This is a genomic window from Streptosporangium sp. NPDC050148, assembly GCF_055586505.1.
On sequence record NZ_JBVJIA010000029.1, the window covers coordinates 26,977 to 43,629 of the forward strand.

Here is a 16,653-nt window from a genome sequence, read left to right on the forward strand (position 1 = left end):
CTTCCGATCGACGAGCACCACGCTAGTGCCGTGATCGGAGGTGTTCGCCGGGGTGAGCGATCGAGCGGTGTCCCCTACCCGGCGCCGTGGTCGGTGCCGGCCCCGTCCGGGCCGGGGACGTCCTGCCCCAGGCCCCGGAGGATCGCGATCTCCACGGGTGAGTACGCGCCGTCGGCCCGCTCCAGTTCGTACGGCGCGGCCGGCATCAGCGGGGGCTGGGCCATGAAGCGCGGCCGTACCCCATGGTGGGGTTGGGCCGCGTGCACCAGGAACGGGTGGCACAGGAAGACGTCGCCCGGGGAGCCGGTGGCGAGGGCGAGCGGACGGTGGTCGGACGCGGCCACCAGATCGGGTGCGAGGGTCAGCCCGCTCGCCCCGTCCTCCCCGTACTTCTCCAGCACCTTCGGCACGTCGAGGTGTGAGCCGACGCGGATCTTGGTCGGGGCGTCCTCCTGCCCGACCTCGCTGAACAGGAACAGCATCAGCAGGGCCCGGCCCCGGGAGCGCAGGTTCGTGAAGTACCAGCTCTCGCCCTCCGGCAGGTAGCTCCCCTCGATGTGCCAGCCGGCGTCGTCCGGCTCCTCCTCGTGCGGGAAGCGCAGCGGGAACGTGCCCAGCGAGTAGCGCGGCTCCCAGCGTCCCGCGCCGACGAGCAGGTCGTACGCGTGGTGCAGGAACGGGGAGTTGGGCGCGGCGGCGAACGGCCCCTGCGCCAGGCCGGGCACCCAGTGCACGGGTTTTGTCCACGTCGCCGGATCGTCCGGGTCACAGCCCGTCTCCCGCCACAGCAGCCGCGCGCAGTCCGCGGCCACGCGCGGCGCGACGGCGCCCTCCACCTTCACGAAGCCGTCGCGGAGGAAGCGGGATACCAAGGTCGTGTCGTCCATGCCACCATCGTGCGGCGACACCGGTCCCGGCCGCCCGACATTTCCCGCACCGCCTTTGTCGGGTGCCCGCCGAGCCCCCTGCGGGGAGACCGGAGGTGACCGCCCCACGGCCGGAGAGCACCTCGCTCTCGACGCGGGACGGGCCCGTGTCGTATCCGTACGCCGCCGGGAACGGGGCCCGACGGTCACGCACGGTAGGCGAAGGGGCGGCGCTCCGGGCGGAGAAGCACGTTCCTTACGGAACGCGCGACGAATTGTCCGAAAGTCGAGTTGCGGAATCACCATTCGGCGGGGGCCCACATGTTGGACTCTCCGTCCAGGAATATGTTCGGCAGTTGAATTTTCTATGACGGTTCACCTGGGGATTCGTGCGCATCTCTGAATCCCTCTTCCGGAGAACGATGCTTAGAAAGATCCCATTTTTATATACTTAGGCACTATTGGGGAGGTTGCTGCCATACTGAGTGGGAGCGCTCCCGTTGCCTGTGGCCGGGGCTCATGAACCATCTCGGATCACCCGTCGTCTGGAAGAAAGGTACCGATTCTCCATGACGGCACGTGACGAAAGCCCGCCGTCCCCGTCGCTTCTGGACGGGAACGTCACCACGACCCTACCCGGGAACGTCGCCGACGTCGTTCTGCGCGGGCAGCGTCGGTGGGCCCGGCACCTGTGGTGGACGGCCCTGGTCGCCGGTGCGGCCGGTGCCGCCTTCGTCTGGCTGGCCACCCCTCACGGGCGGGAGACCCAGACGGCGGGGGAGCTCGCGGCCAAACTGCTCGCGTTCGCCTGCCTGTGCGTGGCCATCGCGTTCTTCCCGTGGGTGTCGCAGCGTCTGCAGTGGCTGGTCTACATCCCGTTCGTCTTCTTCACCGGCTACCTGATCCCCAGGATCAGCTGGTTCTACTACGGCGACGTCTCGCGCGCGCAGGGCGACGTCTTCTACACGCACCTGTACATGCTGTTCTATCCGGCGATCGTCCTGACGGTCGCCGCCGCCTACCGGATCGGGGGCGGCAGCCCGGGGCGCTGCCTGAAGATCATGGCGACCGGTGTCGTCATCCTGTTCTCGGGGTTCCTCGACCTCATGTGGTTCGCCGTCAACCCGGTGGCGATCCCTCCGGTCATCGACGCGCCCCACATCAACCTGTTCACCGGCGGTCCGATCTCGTACGGCGCGACCATCCTGTTCGCCCTCGCGCACGTCCCGATCGCCGTCGTGATCAACCTGCTCCCCCTGGACCGCTGGATCACCCGCCTGCTGGGGGCCGGGGAGCCCACGCCGGTCCGGTAGTCCGGTAACCGGCTCCGGCGGCCGTCTCGTCCTGGCCGTCACGCCCGCATCCGAAGCCCTTACGGGAGATGAGATTTGCCGAACACGCATGTCGGGGCCCGCACCGTCGACATCTCGGTGGCGGCGCCCGCGTACAACGAGGCGGACAACATCGCGGCGGCGGTGACGGAGTGGCGCGACTACCTGGAGCGGCACCCGGCGGTCGGCACGTGGGAGATCGTCGTGTGCGACGACGGGAGCGCCGACGCGACCGGAGCCATCCTCAAGGATCTGCAGGCCGACTGCCCCGAACTCGTCGTCGTCTCGTTCGACCGCAACCGGGGCGCGGGCGCCGCGATCGCCGCCGCGATCGCCCACACCCGGCTGGACTGGGTCGTGCTGCTGGACTCGGACGGCCAGTTCCCGATAGCCAACCTCGACACGTTCATCCCGCGCATCCAGGCCGGTGAGGCGCTCGCCTTCTCCGGCGCGCGGATCAGGAAGGCCGACGGCCTGGCGTACCGGTGGGGATCGGCGGCCAGCGGCGCGGTCAGCAACACCCTGCTCGGCACCCGCTACCGCGACTTCAACTCGATCTTCAAGGTGGTCAGCGGCCCGCTGTTCCGTGCCCTGCCGCTGGAGTCCGGCGGGATGAACTGCTCGACGGAGATCACGGCGAAGGTCGCCGAGCTGGGCCACACCTGGACGGAGCTCCCGATCGAGCACCGGGAACGCGGCGGCGGCAGCCGCGGGTGGCGGTTCTGGAAGGGAGCGCGGGACCGGGCGCTGTTCGTGGGCTACGTGGGATACCGCAACTGGCTGCTGCGCCGGGGGGTCCTGCGCGCGCCGGACCCGTCCGGGGCGCCCCCGCCACGGCCGGTGACGTCCCGTGTGACCGAGGAGATCCGATGAGCACTCGTCCACGCCCCCTGAACTCGGTCACCATGTTCAGCGGCGGGCGTGGCGGGGCCAGCATCGCGCGCCGGCTGCTGGACATCCCCGGGCTCGACCTGTCCCTGGTGATCAACGGGTACGACAACGGGATGTCCACCGGCGCGCTGCGACGGTACCTGCCGGGGATGCTCGGCCCGTCCGACTTCCGCAAGAACTGCCTGCTCCACCTGGACCGCGGCGATCCGCAGCAGGCCGCGCTGATCTCCGTCCTCGAACATCGCCTTCCGGCCGGGACCACGCCGGAGCGCCTCGGGGACCTCATCGACGAGATCGCCTCGTCCGGGCGGCACGCGGGCCGCCCGCCGTCCGGTCCGGTCCCCGGTACGCCGTTCGACGCGCTGCGGCCCGAGGCGCGGGAGGAGATCACGCGGGACCTGCGCCTGTTCGCGGGCCGGCTCGGCGCGGAACCGTACGGGATCGACCTGGGCGACTGCGCGCTCGGCAACCTCGTGTTCGCCGGCGCGTACCTCCGCACGGGGGAGGACTTCAACGCCGCCGTCCGCTCCTGCGCCCGCACGTTCGGCTCTCCGGTCGGGCTGCTGAACGTGACCGGCGGCGAGAACGCCTTCCTGGCCGCGCTCAAGCGGAACGGCCGCCTCCTGGCCGACGAGGCCGACATCGTCGCGCCGCAGGACGACGAGCCGATCACCGACCTGTTCCTGCTCCGCCGGCCGATCGGCCCCCACCACCGGGCCGACCTGGAGGCGCTGCCCGCCGCGCGGGTGCGGGAGGTCCTGGCCCGTCACCGCGCCGACCTCACGCCGAACCCGGAGGCGCTGGAGGCGATCAAGGACACCGACCTCCTCGTGTACGGGCCGGGCACCCCGCACTCGTCGCTCCTGCCGAGCTACCTGACGCCGGGCGTCGCGGACGCGATCGCGGAGAGCCGGGCCGTGGCCAAGGTGTTCGTCGTCAACGCCCGGGACGACCACGACATCCAGGGGCTGACCGCGCCCGACCTGGTCGACCTCACCCTGTCCTACCTCGGCGACCCGCGTAACGAGCGGCGCACCGTCACCCATGTCCTGTGCCCCCGCCCGGTCACGCCGTCGGACGGCCTGCCGGCCGTGCCCCCGGTGCCGCGGTCCGTGATCGACTGCGGCGAGTGGGCCGGGGCGCGGTGGGTCACGGCCGACCTGGAGGATCCCGGCCGCCCGGGCGTGCACGGCGGACGCAGCACGGTCGACGCCCTGACGGCCATCTGCGGCGAGGCGGCACTGGCGGGGGCCGAGTGATCCCGTCACGGGCGAGCGTGGTCGCCGGTCGCCGGACGTGGCTGTTCGACCTCGACGGCACGCTCGTGGACTCGTGCCCGGCGCACGAGGCCGCGTTCCGCCAGGCGATCGCGGAGATCGCGCCCGGCGCGCTCGCCTCGTTCCGGTACGCCGACCACGCCGGCGCGAGCACCGCCGAGGTGGCCTCCCGCCTGGTCCCCGGCGACACCGTCGCGGCCGGACGGCTGGCCCGGCGCAAGCAGGGGCTCTACCGCGAGTACGCCGAGGCGGGAATGGTCGACGTGCTGCCCGGCGCCCGCCGCCTCCTCGACCGGCTCACGCAGGACGGCCGCACCCTCTACCTGGTCACCAGCGGCAGCCGCGGGTCGGTCGAGCGGGTCCTGGCGGCCCGCTCCCTGGACGGCTGCTTCCGGGCCGTGCTCACCAGCGACGACGTCCCGGTGAGCAAGCCCGACCCGGAGTTCTACGCGTACGCCTGCCGTCGCTGGGCCGTCGACGTGGCCGACGCCGTGGTCGTGGAGGACTCCGCGCACGGGGTGGCGTCCGCGGTCGGCGCCGGGCTGGTGACGCTCCAGGTCCACGCCGCCGAGCCCGCGGCCGGGGCGATCGCCGTACCGGACCTCGACGAGATCGTGTCCCTCTTGCGCCAGGAGCAGCGGTGAGTGAGCGCGTCTGCGCGGTGATCCCGGCGGCCGGGCGTGGCACCCGGCTCGGTTTCGGCATCCCGAAGATCATGGTCGAGGTCGCCGGCGGCGTCACCGTCTGGCACCTGCTCCACCGGCGGCTGCGGCCCCGGGCCGAGCACGTCCACGTCGTCGTCTCCCCCGAGGGCGAGGCCCCCTTCCGGGACCTCGCGGCCGGGGAGATCGAGAGCGGCGCCGTCTCGGTGAGCGTCCAGGACGAGCCGACCGGCATGGGAGGCGCCATCTTCGGCGCCGCCCCGCACTGGGAGGCGTACGACGCGATCCTCGTGGTCTGGGGGGACCAGGCGAACCTGTCCCCGGCTACCGTCGGCCGCGTCGTGGACGCCCACCGGGCGGGCGGGCTCACGATCCCGCTGGTGCCGATGGCGGACCCGTACGTCGAGTACGAGGCCGACGGCTCCTCGCTGGTGCGGGTGCGGCAGTCGCGCGAGGGCGACGAGTGCCGTCCCGGCGGGCTCAGCGACGTCGGCGTGTTCTGCCTCGGCACGGACGGGCTGCGCGAGGAGTGGACGCGCTACCTGCGCGACGCCGCCCCGGGCGCCCTCACCGGCGAGGTCAACTTCCTGCCGTTCCTTCCCCACCTGTCGCGGGCCGGCCGGCCGCTGACCGTGGTGCCGGTGGACGACCCCGACGAGGCGCGCGGCATCAACACCCAGGACGACCTCGACTTCGCCCGGCGGGCATACCTGCGCGACGCCGAGGCCGGCGGCCGATGAGCGAGCCGAGCGAGCCGAGCGAGCCCGCGGCCCGGCCGCGCCCCGTCTACGTCGTCTGCGCCGAGACGCCGCCGGACGTCGTCGGCGGGCTCGGGCGGTACGCCGAGCGGATGATGGCCGCCATGCGGCATCTCGGCACGCCCGTCGAGGTGTTCGGGGCCACCACGCGGAACACGGTGCCGCGGACGGAGCGGATCGGCGACGTCACCCTGCACCGGGTGCGCGTACCCGGCGGCGGGGCCGAGGGCCTCACCCGGGCACCGGCGGCCGTCCTGCAGATCACCCGGTTGATCGGGATCCTCGCGTTCAACGTGCGGGTCGCGGCCCGCATCATCAGGGCCGGCGCCCGGTCGTCGGGGTCGGTCGTCGTCGTGCACGACTGGATGGGCTGCGTCGCCGGGATCCTCTGCCGGGTGCTCGCCCGCACCCCGGTGGTGTTCCACGTGCACAGCCGTGAGCTCAACGCCGCCCCCTCCCGGCGCCGGTCCGCGGTGGCGGTCGGCATCGCCGCGCTGGAGACCGCCCAGGCGCGGACGGCACGCCTGATCGTGGTGCCGAGCGTCGGGATGCGCGACGAGCTCGTGGCGTGCGGATGGCCCTCCGACCGGCTGCGGGTCATCCCGCACGGCTTCGAGGACCCCGAGCTGCTGCGGCTGGCCGCTCTGGGCGGTGACGAGCGCGACCGGCTCCGCGCGGAGGTCCGGCGCCGTCACCTGCCCGGCGGCGAGGGACGGCTCGTGGTGTTCGCGGGCCGGCTGTCGCCGCACAAGGGCGTCCGCACCCTGATCCGGGCGGCTCCGCTGGTCGCCGGGGAGCACGACGACGTGCGGATCGTGCTCATCGGCGCGCAGTCCCCGCGCACCGGCGAGAACGCGGAGGTGGCACGGCTGATCGACGAGACGGGCGTCGGCCGCCACGTGGTCGCCGGGTACCGCTTCCTGGGCTCCGCCGAGGTGTTCGCCCACTTCCTGGCCGCCGACGTGTGCGTGTTCCCGTCCACGTACGAGCCGTTCGGCCTGGTCGCGATCGAGGCGATGGCGCTGGCCCGGCCCGTGGTCGTCGGCCCCGGCTACTCCCCGGAGGTGGTGGGGGACGGCGCGGTCCGGTGCGGGAACGACTCGCCGCGGGAGCTGGCCGATGCCCTGCTGCGGTGCCTGGACGACCCGCGGACCGCGTCCCGGCTCGGCGAGCGCGGCGCCGCCCACGTCCGCGAGCGGTACACGTGGGCACGGACGGCCGAGCTCACCCTGGCCGCGTACGCCGAGCTCACTCCGGCCGCGTACGCCGAGCCGGCCCGGTGACGCGCCGGCGACCGGCCGGGGACGTGCGCGCCCGCGCCGCGCGGCTCGTCCGCGCGTCCCGCACCGGAGGGGCGGCGTGATGGCCGGTAAGGACGTGCGTGCCCGCGTCGCGCGGCTCGTCGACGGGCACCGCTGGGCGGCCGGGCCCACGATCGTGAGCACCCTGGCCAGCGGCACCGCGGCGGCCACCACGCTGGTCATCGCCAGGGGGATCGGCGCCGCCGCGTTCGGCCACTTCACCGTCGTCCTGTCGATCGCGCTGATCGCCACCGTCGGCATGCTCACCAGCCTCAACTACGTCATGTTCCAGGAGCTGCCGCGCGCCGAACCGGCGGACCGGCCGGCCCTGGTGACGACGGCGCTCCTGTCGACGCTGGTGCTCGGGACGGTCCTGTTCGCCGCCGGGATGCTGGCCGCGCCGCTGCTGACCGCGGCGCTCGGCGTCGACACCCGTACGCTCGCCTTCGGCCTGGCGCTGGCGCTGTCGATGACCCTGAACCAGCTCACCGAGAGCTTCCTGCGCGGGCTGAAGAGGTTCACGCTCGTGGCCGGGCTCAAGCTGGCCGTCGCCGTCGTCTACCTGGCCGGTTCGGCGTACTGCCTGCTCGCGCTGGGGATCGAGGACGCCGAGGTGTACCTGGGCGCGCTCATCGTGACCAACCTCGTCTTCGCCGTCGTGGCCGTGGCCGGGTCCGGGGTGGCGCCGCGCTCCTGGTCGCCGGCCCTCGCGAGGTCGCTCTACCGGCACGGCGCGTACGTGACCGTCATCGCCACGTTCACCGCCGTGCTCTTCGGCGTCGACGTGATCTTCCTCAACCACTGGGCCGGACGGGCCGACGTCGGCGTGTACTCCCTGTACAACGGCTTCCCCAAGCGACTGCTCGGCGTGGTGTTCATCGACGGGATCGGCCTGGTGCTGCTGCCCATGATGGCCACGATGGCCAAGCCCGCCCTGATGCGCAGGATCGCGCGGCTCGCCCCGGCCGTCGCGGCGGCCACCGCGGTCTTCTCCTTCGCGGCCAGCCTGGTGTTCTTCCTCGTGATGGGCGAGGAGTACCCGTACTCGGTCGGGCTGATGGCGCTGGCGGCCGTGGGCATCGGCCTGCACACCGTCTTCAACCTCTACTTCGTCGCCCTGTCGATGGACGGGGTGCGGGGCGCCAAGGTGTTCATCGCCTGTCTCGCCGCCGGGACGCCCGCCGCGCTCGCCTGCCAGGCGGCGTTCATCGCCTGGTGGGGGCTGGTCGGCGGGCTGGTGGCGTTCGCCGTCAGCAATCTCATCCTGGTGGCCGTCGTGGTGGTCGCCGTCGGCCGGGTGTACCGGCCGGACGGCCCGGTGGCGGTCACCCCATCCACCCGGGAGGCCGAGCGATGAGGATCGCCTGCGTCATCAACCAGTATCCGCCGAACATCACCGCCGGGCTGGGCCGCTACGTCGAGCTGATCACGCCGTACCTGGCCCGCGACCACCGGCTGGCCGTCTTCACGCTCAACGACGGCAACCAGACCGTGCACGAGCGGGGCGACGGCGTCACCGTCCACCGCCCGCGCGGCCGCGTCCTCGGCGCGATCGGCCGGCGCCGGCGGCTCAACCGCACCCGGGGCGCCGAGTTCGCCCTGCTCGCGCTGAACGTCGTGGTCAGCAACTGGCGGTACTTCCTGCGGCTGCGCCGTGCGGGCCGGGACGAGCGGCCCGACCTGGTCGCCGTGCACGACTCGACGAACTTCCTGTGCGGACTGCTCTGCCACTACGTGCTGCGGTTGCCGGTCGTCTTCCACGTGCACACCACCGAGTACGGCGTCGCGGCGCAGCGCACCGTCAACGACCCGCTGAACGTGTTCGCCGCCGTCGAGCGGTGGCTGGCGCGGATCTCCCGGCGGGTCGTCGTCGCCACCCCGGAGGTGCGCGCGGAGCTGATCGCCGCGGGCTGGGACCGGACGCCGATCGACGTCGTGCGCCTGGGCGGCACGTACGAGCGGGTGCTCGCCGACCCCGCGTTCGACCGCGACGGGCTCCGCGCGGGGGCCGCCGCCCTGCGGGCCCGGCTCGGCATCGCCGCCGGGGACCCGGTGCTGCTGTTCGTCGGCCGCATCGAACGCCAGAAGGGCGTCTACCCGCTGCTGGAGGCCATGCGGACGATCGCGCCCGCCGTTCCCGGCCTGCGCCTGGTGATCGTGGGGGAGGGCGACGACGCGGGGGTGGCGCGGATCGTCGCCGAGACGGGCCTGGAGGGGCGTGTCCTGACGTCCGGCGGGTTCGTCGACGGCCGGGCGCTCCTGGAGTTCTACGAGATGGCCGACGCCTGCGTCTTCCCCTCGCTCTTCGAGCCGTTCGGCCTGGTGGCCACCGAGGCGATGGCACTGGCCAGGCCCACGATCCTCGGCGACGGGTTCTCCCGCATCTTCCTCGGCGACCCCGACCGTCCCGCCGTCCGTTACGTCCGGAGCGCCGACCCCGGCGACATCGCCCGCGTCGTGATCGAGGTCATGACGGACCCGGAACTGCGCCGTACGCTCGGCGCCCGGGGGGAGAGGTTCGTCCGGGAGAGCCTGAGCTGGAGCAGGGCGGCCGACGAGACGCTCGCGGTCTACCGCGCCGTGCTCGAAGGGACGCCGGCCGGGCCGGGACCGGTGCGCTCCTCCTGAGCCGCAGGGCACGGGTCACGGCCGGGCCGGCGTGGTCGTGCCAAGGCGTCGTGCGGCGAGGGCGAGGACCGCGACGGCGACCAGCGTGAACAGCACGTTGCCGGCGCGGGCGACGACCGGATCGGTCGTGCCGACGATGGGCGTCAGGAGGAAGCCCGACCACGCGTAGGCGACGACGGCCCCTGACGCGGCGGCGAGAACGTGCGCCGGCCCCCACCCTCGCCGGTGGCCGTACCGTCGGAGCGCGGCCACCGCCGCGACCTCGGCCGACAGGCAGACGACGACGCTCACCCAGCCGGGCAGGTGGTCGGCGCTCTGCCGGACGACGCTCGCCAGCAGCAGCGAACCCGCGAGGACGAGCACGGGCGACGGGACGGAACCGGGCAGGCGGGACGTCACCGCGCCCGGCCGGACGGCGAACGCGGCCAGGACGAGCACCACGGCGGCCACCGCGGTCGCGATCATCTGGGCCGCGGAGGGACGGAACATCGGCACTCCGGTACCCGTCCACGTCGAGTAGAGCGTCCCGGCCCCGTAGAGCGCGACGGTGAGCAGGAACACGACGGAGGTGACCACCAGGCCGCGGGTGCGCAGCCACGGCACCCGCGCCCGGTCCGGGAACAGGGTCTCGGTGAGCGCGATCGGCGTGCAGATGCTCCAGACGACGTGCAGCGACAGCACGTAGACCGTCCACTCCGCGCCCATGCCGAGGAAGGGCAGGGGTGACTCGTCGAGCAGACGGTAACCCGCGAAGTCCGGGTTGAACAGGGACATCGTGGCGAAGCCCTCCTCCAGCACGCCGAAGGCCCCCGCCAGCAGCGCGATCGTGGGCCAGCCCCGGCCGGTGCGCCGCGCCAGCTCACGCACCAGCAGGGCCCCGCAGCCGTAGAGCGGGACGAGGACCACCACGAAGCCCACGGAGGTCAGCGCGATGTCGCCGAGCAGCAACTCCGCCACGAACGGGGCGAGCAGCAGCAGGGAGACGACCGGCGCCCACCGCCGTCGTCTCGGCTCCAGTGCGTCGTCGGCCGGCCGGGTTCGGGGGACGGGATCGGAGGGGGACGTGTTCTTCGACATCCGTTGTCCTCACGGAAGACGGTCTACGGCGACGGGGCGGCAGGTCGGATCGCGCGGTCGCGCGGTCGCGCATGGACGCCATCGGCATCGGCGTCGTCGACCTGCCGGATCGCCGTACGGACAATGAACAATCTATTCCTCGGCCCCCCTGCGGACCCGGCAACCGGGTTGCGTCGTACGTCGCCGATGTTGCGTTTTCATCGGCTCGGTTCTCCGGCCGCCACGACGGGGTGACGGCGTTCCCCGGCGGGGAAGGTGCGCGGTATGACAGCGGGATCGACGTTCGCCGGCGACCGGAGTCCCGGGTGGGCGGGACATGCCGTGGTGTTCACCGTCGTCGTGGCCCACGTGGGCCTGCAGGTCCTGCTCCACGCCGCGGGACAACGGACGTCCGGGGCGCTGGGTCCGGCGGCCGAACTGGTGTTCAACCTCGTCGTCGACGGGCTCCTGCTGCTCGCACCGGCCCGCCCCCGGGCGGTCGGTGTCCTGGTCGTCCTCGCCGCCGTGATCGCACGGGTCGCCGCTCTGGCCGCACCCGGGCTGCTGACCTCCACCGACGCGCTCTACGCGGGCCCGGTGCCGCTGGCGACGCCCGTCGCGGTGTGGATCCTGGTCTACCTGTGGCCCACGCCCACGCCCACACCCACGGCCTTCGCCTGCGTCGGCGCGCTGGCGCTGCTGAACGCCCAGCCGTGGGAGCCGACCTGGACCGGCCTCTACGTCGGTGCGGTCTACGCCGTGCTGCCCGCCGTGATCGCGATGTACGTGCGGGCGCGGGCGAGCCTGCTGAGCTCGCTGCGCGAGCGGGTCGAGATCGCCGAACGCGAACGGCATCTGCTCAACGAGCGGGCCATCGTGGCCGAACGCCAGCACCTGGCCGCCGAGATGCACGACGTCGTCACCCATCACGTCACCGAGATCGTCCTGCACGCAGGAGCCCTGCGGACGTCGACCGACGACGAGGCCGTCAGGGCGGCGGCACGGCGGATCGGGGACCTCGGCTCCCGGACGATGGTCGAACTGCGGGATCTCATCGGTGTCATGCGGAGCGGCGAGCGGGCCGCGCCGGCAGGGGTGACCTGTGACCGGGACTGCCGCGGGACGGCGGCACCCGGGGCCTGTGGCCGGGACCGCCCTCGGAGGGCGGCACGGAGCACGGACGACCGGGGCGGGGACCTGGCCGAGCTGACCGGCTCCGCCGGGGCGTCGCTGCACGTCGGCGGCGATCCCGGCACGGCGTCTCCCGCGATCTCCCGTGCCGCGTACCGGGTGGTGCAGGAGGCGCTGACCAACGTCCGCAAACACGCACCGGGAGCCCGGGTGACCGTCGACCTGCGTCACGGTGCCGACGCGGTGCGCGTCGAGATCCGCAACACCGCGCCCACCGAGCCCGCCGATCCGTCGCTGGTCGCCAGCGGATCGCGTACGGGGCTGGCGGGCCTGCGGCGCCGGGTGTCCCTGCTCGGCGGCACCCTGCGGAGCGGGCCCACCGAGCAGGGCGGGTACCTGGTCACGGCGAGCCTTCCCACGCTCGCCCCCGCCGCGAGCCCTGGGCTCGCCCCCGCCGTGAGCCCGGTACGGACGGCGGAGCCCCCGTCGGCCTTCTCGGCGCGTCCGGCACGGATATATACGCTTGGGGACATGACCACCCCCCGGCGGGCCGGGTCACCGGACGACACCGGCCCGGCCGACGACACCGGCGCGCCGCCGGTGATCAGGGTCCTGCTCGTCGACGACGACCCGATGGTCCTCGGTCACCTGCGGACCATCCTGGGATCGGCCGCCGAGATCGATGTCGTCGGTGTGGCGTACGACGGGGCCGAGGCCGTGGAAGAGGTGCTGCGCGCCCGCCCCGACGTGGTGCTGATGGACATCAGGATGCCCGGGGTCGACGGTGTCACCGCCACCAGGGAGATCAACAGGCTGCCGGGGCCGCCCGCCGTCGTGGCGCTGACCACCTTCGACTCGGACGTCCACGTGCTGGAGGCGCTGGAGGCGGGCGCGGTCGGCTTCCTGGTGAAGACGACACCGCCCGAGGACCTGCTCGGCCTGATCAAGGTGGTCGCGGGCGGGCACAGCGTGCTGTCACCCGTGGCCGCGCGACACCTGCTGGAGCGGTCGGCCCGCGCTGCGGCCGGCCGGGAGGCCGCGCTCGGCAGGATCGCCGTACTGAACGACCGGGAACGCCACCTGCTGGGCCTGGTCGGGCAGGGCCTGACGAACCGGGAGATCGCCGCGGACCGCTTCCTGTCCGAGACGACGGTCAAGAGCTACGTCTCCAGGCTGCTGGCCAAGCTCGGGCTGGCCAACCGGGCCAACGCGGTGCTTCTTGCGCACGAGGCCGGTCTGGTGGACGGTCCAGGCGTGAAGGACGGTCCCTCCCCCGGATGACGGTGACGCCCACCGGCTCGCCCCGAGGTCAGGCGAGCCCGTCCAGCCTGGCGACGTCGTCCTCGTCCAGCCGCAGACCGGCCGCGGCGACGTTCTCCTCCAGGTGGGCGACGGAGGAGGTCCCGGGGACGGCGAAGGTCACCGGGGAACGGGCCAGCAGCCAGGCGAGCACGAGGAGGTGGAAGCGGTTCTGCACCGCGGCCACGGTGGCCGGCTCGCGAGCCTCGGCGAGCTGGGCGGTTTCCGCCCCGCCCCGCCCCTCCCCGCGTCGCGCCGGCCCGGCCTAGAGGGTCTCGGCCACGGGACGACGGCCGCCGAGACGGGCGGGAACGGAGGTGAGCGCCGCCACCGTGAGCACGGTCGCCGACACCAGGGCGAGCAGCTGCCAGGGCGAGGGAGCCGCGACCCTGCCGCCGTCACCGCCGGTGATCGCGTTGATCGCGGCGAACAGCGCGGGACCCCCCGGGAAGACGCCCGCGACGGCGCCCGCGAGCGCGGGCAGCACCTGCGCGGCCGCCAGTGCCGCGCTCACCTCGCCGGGGGTCGCGCCGAGGGCGCGTGCCAGCGCCGACGAATGCCGGTTGTCGAGCACCGTCGCCCAGGTGACGGCGACGGCGTTGACCGCCGCCAGGCAGAGCAGTACGACCGTCCAGACCAGGAGCACCCGGCGCAGTACCTCCACCTGGGCGCCGTCGTACGCGCCCGCGAGCGGCTGGGCGGCGAGGAAGGCGTCGAGCACCAGCAGGACGTACATCCCGCTGACCGTGATCGCGATGCTGACCGCGCCCAGCACGGTCCGTCGCGGCCGGCGGGCGGCGACCCGCAGGGCCAGAAGCAGCGGGACGGGCAGTCGCGCCGAGACCGCGATCAGCGGGCCGACGCGGCGGGGCGGGCGCGGCGCGTCGGCCAGCGCGGCGACGGTGCTGGAACGGGCGGCGCGCACGACCGGGACGATGGTCGCGGCCACCGCGACCCCGAGTGCCACCGCGGTCACCGAAACGGCCGTGGACACGGTCATCGACGGCGTGCCCGCGCCGCCGACGAGGCCCGCGCCGGGCCCGGTGAGCAGCGGGGCGGCCAGCGATCCGGCCACCAGCCCGGCCACGGCCGCGACGACGGCCACCAGGACGTACTCCGCGAGCAGTACGACGGCGATCAGGCCCGGTGTGCCCCCGGCCCCCTTCAGGAGCCCGACACGCCTGGTCTGGTCGGCCGTCCGGCCGCCGACCAGCACCGAAAGACCGGCCACGGCCAGCAGGCCGAGCAGCCAGGCCCCGATCAGCAGAAGGATCTGGGAGTCCGCGGCCAGCTCGGTGGCGTCGTCGCGGATGTCCTCCCAGGTCTGCATGAGAGCGGCGCCGCCGTGTCCACGCTGGTGCGCGTCGACGAACGCCCGGGCCTCGTCCGCGTCGGCCAGCCTCAGGTTCATCACGTAGGCAGGGGAACCCGGATCCGGGGTGAGGCTCCGCAGGTCCGCCCGGGTGAGCCAGACCAGGCCCGGCTCGTGCAACAACCCCGCGGGCTGTCCGGCACCGGCCGGGTCACCGGGAACGACGTCGCTCATGCAACCGGCCGGGACGATGCAGGACGCCCCCGGATAGGGCGACAGGGCTGCGGTGACCGCCGTGCCGACGACCGTGAACGACCGGCCGTCCAGGATGACCGGATCACCGACGCGCACGTCGAGCGCGGCCGCGAAGGCGGCCTCGACCACCACGCCACCGTCGCCGACCCAGCCGCCCTGTACGATCTCGGGCTGGTCGACCGGCGCGGGCGCGGTGTCGCGTCCCACGACCTGCACGTCCGAGGTCCGATCGGCCGCCCGGAGCTTCGCGGGGACGACCGGGTACGGTCCGCTGTGGCCGACGACGCCGGGGGCACCGGCCAGCTTCTCCAGTTCCGCGAGACCGGGAAGCCTCGCGGTCCGGTCACCGCCGACGACGACCACGTCGGGCCCGCCGGTCGCCTCCCGGGTGCTCCGGTACGGGTCGGCGGCCGCGTCCCGCAGGACCAGCCCGAGCGTCAACGTCGTGGTGGCCGCCATGATGGCGAGCAGCAGGAGCACGGTCTCGGCGCGGCGCCGCCGCAGGTCGCGCACGGCGAGGCGGCACACGAGCAGGATGCGGCCCATCGCCGTCAGTCCTCCAGCCCGGCGAGGGCGCCGAGCCGGCCGGTGGTGCCACCGGTCAGCCTGGTCTCGTCCACGAACGCGCCGTCGCGCATCGAGATCAGCCGGTCCGCGGTGGCGGCGATCCGCGCGTCGTGGGTGACGATGACCAGCGTCTGGCCGGCCCGGTGCAGGCCCTCGAAGAGCCGCAGGACGTCCATGGTGGCGGCGCTGTCCAGATTCCCGGTCGGTTCGTCGGCCAGGACGACCAGCGGTTCGTTGCTCAGCGCCCGGGCGACCGCGACCCGCTGCCGCTGGCCACCGGACAGCGCGGAGGGCAGGAAACGCGCCCGGCCGGCGAGCCCGACCTGCTCCAGCAGCTCCTCCGCGCGCCGTCTGGCGGCTCGCGGCGAGCGTCCGGCCAGCAGCGCGGACAGCTCGACGTTCTCCACGGCCGTGAGCTCCTCCATCAGGTGGAAGGACTGGAAGACGAAGCCGACGGCGGTCCGCCGCATCCGGGCCAGGGCCTTCTCGCCGATGTCGTCGATACGGCGGCCGTTCAGCGACACCTCTCCGCCCGAGGGGCGGTCCAGCCCGCCGAGCAGATGCAGCAGCGTGGACTTCCCGCAGCCGCTCGGCCCCATGATCGCCACCGTCTCTCCTGCGGCGACGTCGAGATCGACCTCGTCGACGGCGCGCACCAATCCCTCCCCCTCGCCGTACTCCTTTCGCAGCCCGCGGGCGCGAAGCAGGGGCGTGCCGGTGGCGTTGCTCACGATCCACTCCTTCGGTGGGTCCAGTTCTTCTCGCACGCCTCGAGCCAGTGCAGGTCGGCCTGAAGCCGGAGCACGACGCCCTCCAGCAACAGCGCCGCGTCCGAGTGCTCGGGCTCGGCCATGGCGGCGCGCTGGGCGTCACGCAGTCGCCGCAGCAGCTCGCGGCGCTGGGCGTCGAGGAGGGCGAGCGGGTCGACCAGCCGGGCCGACGCCGCCGCGATCAGCTTGAGATGGAACTCCGCGAGGCCGGGTTTCGGCCAGCTCACATCGGCGATCCACTCGGCGACCCGCTCCCGGCCGTCGGGGGTGAGCGCGTACACCTTGCGGTCCGACCGGTCGGTGCCGTCGGCGGACCTCTCGACCGCCAGCAGGCCGGCCTTCTCCAGCCGGGTCAGCGTGACGTAGATCTGGCCGGCGTTCATCGCGTCCCCGAGAGGGCCGAGCGCGTCGCGCAGCCGGGCGCGCAGCTGGTAGCCGTGCGACGGCTCCTTGGCCAGCATGGCCAGGACCACTTCCTGCTGCATCGCGCCCTCCTATAACCGTTAGCCCCTATGTCTAACGGTTATCCTCTCTGACGGCAAGTCCGTA

The 16,653-nt window shown here is 73.4% G+C and carries 15 protein-coding genes; 9 read left to right on the plus strand and 6 right to left on the minus strand.

Going from position 1 to position 16,653, the window contains the following annotated elements; all coding sequences use genetic code 11:
* Positions 1 to 74 precede the first annotated feature (74 nt).
* Positions 75 to 887 (minus strand): phytanoyl-CoA dioxygenase family protein, encoded by an 813-nt coding sequence (locus tag ACZ6RT_RS28110; RefSeq protein WP_470157080.1) that lies wholly within the window; start codon positions 885 to 887, stop codon positions 75 to 77.
* A gap of 548 nt (positions 888 to 1,435) precedes the next feature.
* Here ACZ6RT_RS28110 and ACZ6RT_RS28115 point away from each other — a divergent pair.
* The 8 genes from ACZ6RT_RS28115 to ACZ6RT_RS28150 all read left to right on the plus strand — a co-directional run bounded on the left by ACZ6RT_RS28115 (position 1,436) and on the right by ACZ6RT_RS28150 (position 9,714).
* Positions 1,436 to 2,179: a hypothetical protein gene (locus ACZ6RT_RS28115; protein WP_399190020.1), complete on the plus strand. Its 744-nt coding sequence runs from the start codon at positions 1,436 to 1,438 to the stop codon at positions 2,177 to 2,179.
* A 75-nt stretch (positions 2,180 to 2,254) separates the two neighbouring features.
* The gene (locus ACZ6RT_RS28120) at positions 2,255 to 3,070 is read left to right on the plus strand and encodes a glycosyltransferase family 2 protein (RefSeq protein ID WP_470157081.1); all 816 of its coding nucleotides are present in this window, start codon (positions 2,255 to 2,257) and stop codon (positions 3,068 to 3,070) included.
* Positions 3,067 to 4,347, plus strand: a complete 1,281-nt coding sequence (locus tag ACZ6RT_RS28125) for a 2-phospho-L-lactate transferase CofD family protein (RefSeq protein WP_470157082.1) — start codon at positions 3,067 to 3,069, stop codon at positions 4,345 to 4,347. Before ACZ6RT_RS28120 ends, ACZ6RT_RS28125 begins: the two co-directional genes overlap by 4 nt.
* Positions 4,344 to 5,009 carry an HAD family hydrolase gene (locus ACZ6RT_RS28130; RefSeq protein WP_470157083.1) on the plus strand — a complete coding sequence of 222 codons (666 nt, stop codon included), beginning with the start codon at positions 4,344 to 4,346 and terminating at the stop codon, positions 5,007 to 5,009. The genes ACZ6RT_RS28125 and ACZ6RT_RS28130 overlap by 4 nt, the downstream gene beginning before the upstream one ends.
* Positions 5,006 to 5,767 carry an NTP transferase domain-containing protein gene (locus tag ACZ6RT_RS28135; protein WP_399190012.1) on the plus strand — a complete coding sequence of 254 codons (762 nt, stop codon included), beginning with the start codon at positions 5,006 to 5,008 and terminating at the stop codon, positions 5,765 to 5,767. The genes ACZ6RT_RS28130 and ACZ6RT_RS28135 overlap by 4 nt, the downstream gene beginning before the upstream one ends.
* Positions 5,764 to 7,068: a glycosyltransferase family 4 protein gene (locus tag ACZ6RT_RS28140; protein WP_470157084.1), complete on the plus strand. Its 1,305-nt coding sequence runs from the start codon at positions 5,764 to 5,766 to the stop codon at positions 7,066 to 7,068. Before ACZ6RT_RS28135 ends, ACZ6RT_RS28140 begins: the two co-directional genes overlap by 4 nt.
* Before the next feature lie 79 nt (positions 7,069 to 7,147).
* Positions 7,148 to 8,443, plus strand: coding sequence for a lipopolysaccharide biosynthesis protein (locus ACZ6RT_RS28145; RefSeq protein ID WP_470157085.1), 1,296 nt, complete (start codon positions 7,148 to 7,150; stop codon positions 8,441 to 8,443).
* Positions 8,440 to 9,714, plus strand: a complete 1,275-nt coding sequence (locus ACZ6RT_RS28150; protein ID WP_399190006.1) for a glycosyltransferase family 4 protein — start codon at positions 8,440 to 8,442, stop codon at positions 9,712 to 9,714. The genes ACZ6RT_RS28145 and ACZ6RT_RS28150 overlap by 4 nt, the downstream gene beginning before the upstream one ends.
* Positions 9,715 to 9,729: 15 nt before the next feature.
* Here the strand turns inward: ACZ6RT_RS28150 and ACZ6RT_RS28155 are convergent, their stop codons facing one another.
* Positions 9,730 to 10,791 (minus strand): hypothetical protein, encoded by a 1,062-nt coding sequence (locus ACZ6RT_RS28155; protein ID WP_470157086.1) that lies wholly within the window; start codon positions 10,789 to 10,791, stop codon positions 9,730 to 9,732.
* Positions 10,792 to 11,055: 264 nt separating this feature from the next.
* Between ACZ6RT_RS28155 and ACZ6RT_RS28160 the strand changes: the two genes are divergently transcribed.
* Positions 11,056 to 13,182: a response regulator gene (locus tag ACZ6RT_RS28160; protein ID WP_470157087.1), complete on the plus strand. Its 2,127-nt coding sequence runs from the start codon at positions 11,056 to 11,058 to the stop codon at positions 13,180 to 13,182.
* 28 nt (positions 13,183 to 13,210) lie between these two features.
* Here the strand turns inward: ACZ6RT_RS28160 and ACZ6RT_RS28165 are convergent, their stop codons facing one another.
* From ACZ6RT_RS28165 to ACZ6RT_RS28180, 4 genes are all read right to left on the minus strand, one after another.
* The gene (locus ACZ6RT_RS28165) at positions 13,211 to 13,378 is read right to left on the minus strand and encodes an aldo/keto reductase (RefSeq protein ID WP_470157088.1); all 168 of its coding nucleotides are present in this window, start codon (positions 13,376 to 13,378) and stop codon (positions 13,211 to 13,213) included.
* Between the two features lie 87 nt (positions 13,379 to 13,465).
* A complete protein-coding gene (locus ACZ6RT_RS28170; protein ID WP_470157089.1) occupies positions 13,466 to 15,313 on the minus strand; it encodes an FtsX-like permease family protein in 1,848 nt (615 codons plus the stop codon).
* A 5-nt stretch (positions 15,314 to 15,318) separates the two neighbouring features.
* Positions 15,319 to 16,065, minus strand: a complete 747-nt coding sequence (locus tag ACZ6RT_RS28175; protein ID WP_399189995.1) for an ABC transporter ATP-binding protein — start codon at positions 16,063 to 16,065, stop codon at positions 15,319 to 15,321.
* Complete coding sequence (locus ACZ6RT_RS28180; protein WP_470157090.1) at positions 16,062 to 16,589, minus strand: PadR family transcriptional regulator; 528 nt, start codon at positions 16,587 to 16,589, stop codon at positions 16,062 to 16,064. Before ACZ6RT_RS28180 ends, ACZ6RT_RS28175 begins: the two co-directional genes overlap by 4 nt.
* Positions 16,590 to 16,653: the final 64 nt, after the last annotated feature.

Bases quoted from the DNA above. Each gene is read 5' to 3' on its own strand.
- ACZ6RT_RS28110 (WP_470157080.1), bottom strand. From the start codon at position 887: ATGGACGACACGACCTTGGTATCCCGCTTCCTCCGCGACGGCTTCGTG.
- ACZ6RT_RS28150 (WP_399190006.1), top strand. From the start codon at position 8,440: ATGAGGATCGCCTGCGTCATCAACCAGTATCCGCCGAACATCACCGCC.
- ACZ6RT_RS28170 (WP_470157089.1), bottom strand. From the start codon at position 15,313: ATGGGCCGCATCCTGCTCGTGTGCCGCCTCGCCGTGCGCGACCTGCGG.
- ACZ6RT_RS28140 (WP_470157084.1), top strand. From the start codon at position 5,764: ATGAGCGAGCCGAGCGAGCCGAGCGAGCCCGCGGCCCGGCCGCGCCCC.
- ACZ6RT_RS28115 (WP_399190020.1), top strand. From the start codon at position 1,436: ATGACGGCACGTGACGAAAGCCCGCCGTCCCCGTCGCTTCTGGACGGG.
- ACZ6RT_RS28145 (WP_470157085.1), top strand. From the start codon at position 7,148: ATGGCCGGTAAGGACGTGCGTGCCCGCGTCGCGCGGCTCGTCGACGGG.
- ACZ6RT_RS28180 (WP_470157090.1), bottom strand. From the start codon at position 16,589: ATGCAGCAGGAAGTGGTCCTGGCCATGCTGGCCAAGGAGCCGTCGCAC.
- ACZ6RT_RS28160 (WP_470157087.1), top strand. From the start codon at position 11,056: ATGACAGCGGGATCGACGTTCGCCGGCGACCGGAGTCCCGGGTGGGCG.
- ACZ6RT_RS28155 (WP_470157086.1), bottom strand. From the start codon at position 10,791: ATGTCGAAGAACACGTCCCCCTCCGATCCCGTCCCCCGAACCCGGCCG.
- ACZ6RT_RS28125 (WP_470157082.1), top strand. From the start codon at position 3,067: ATGAGCACTCGTCCACGCCCCCTGAACTCGGTCACCATGTTCAGCGGC.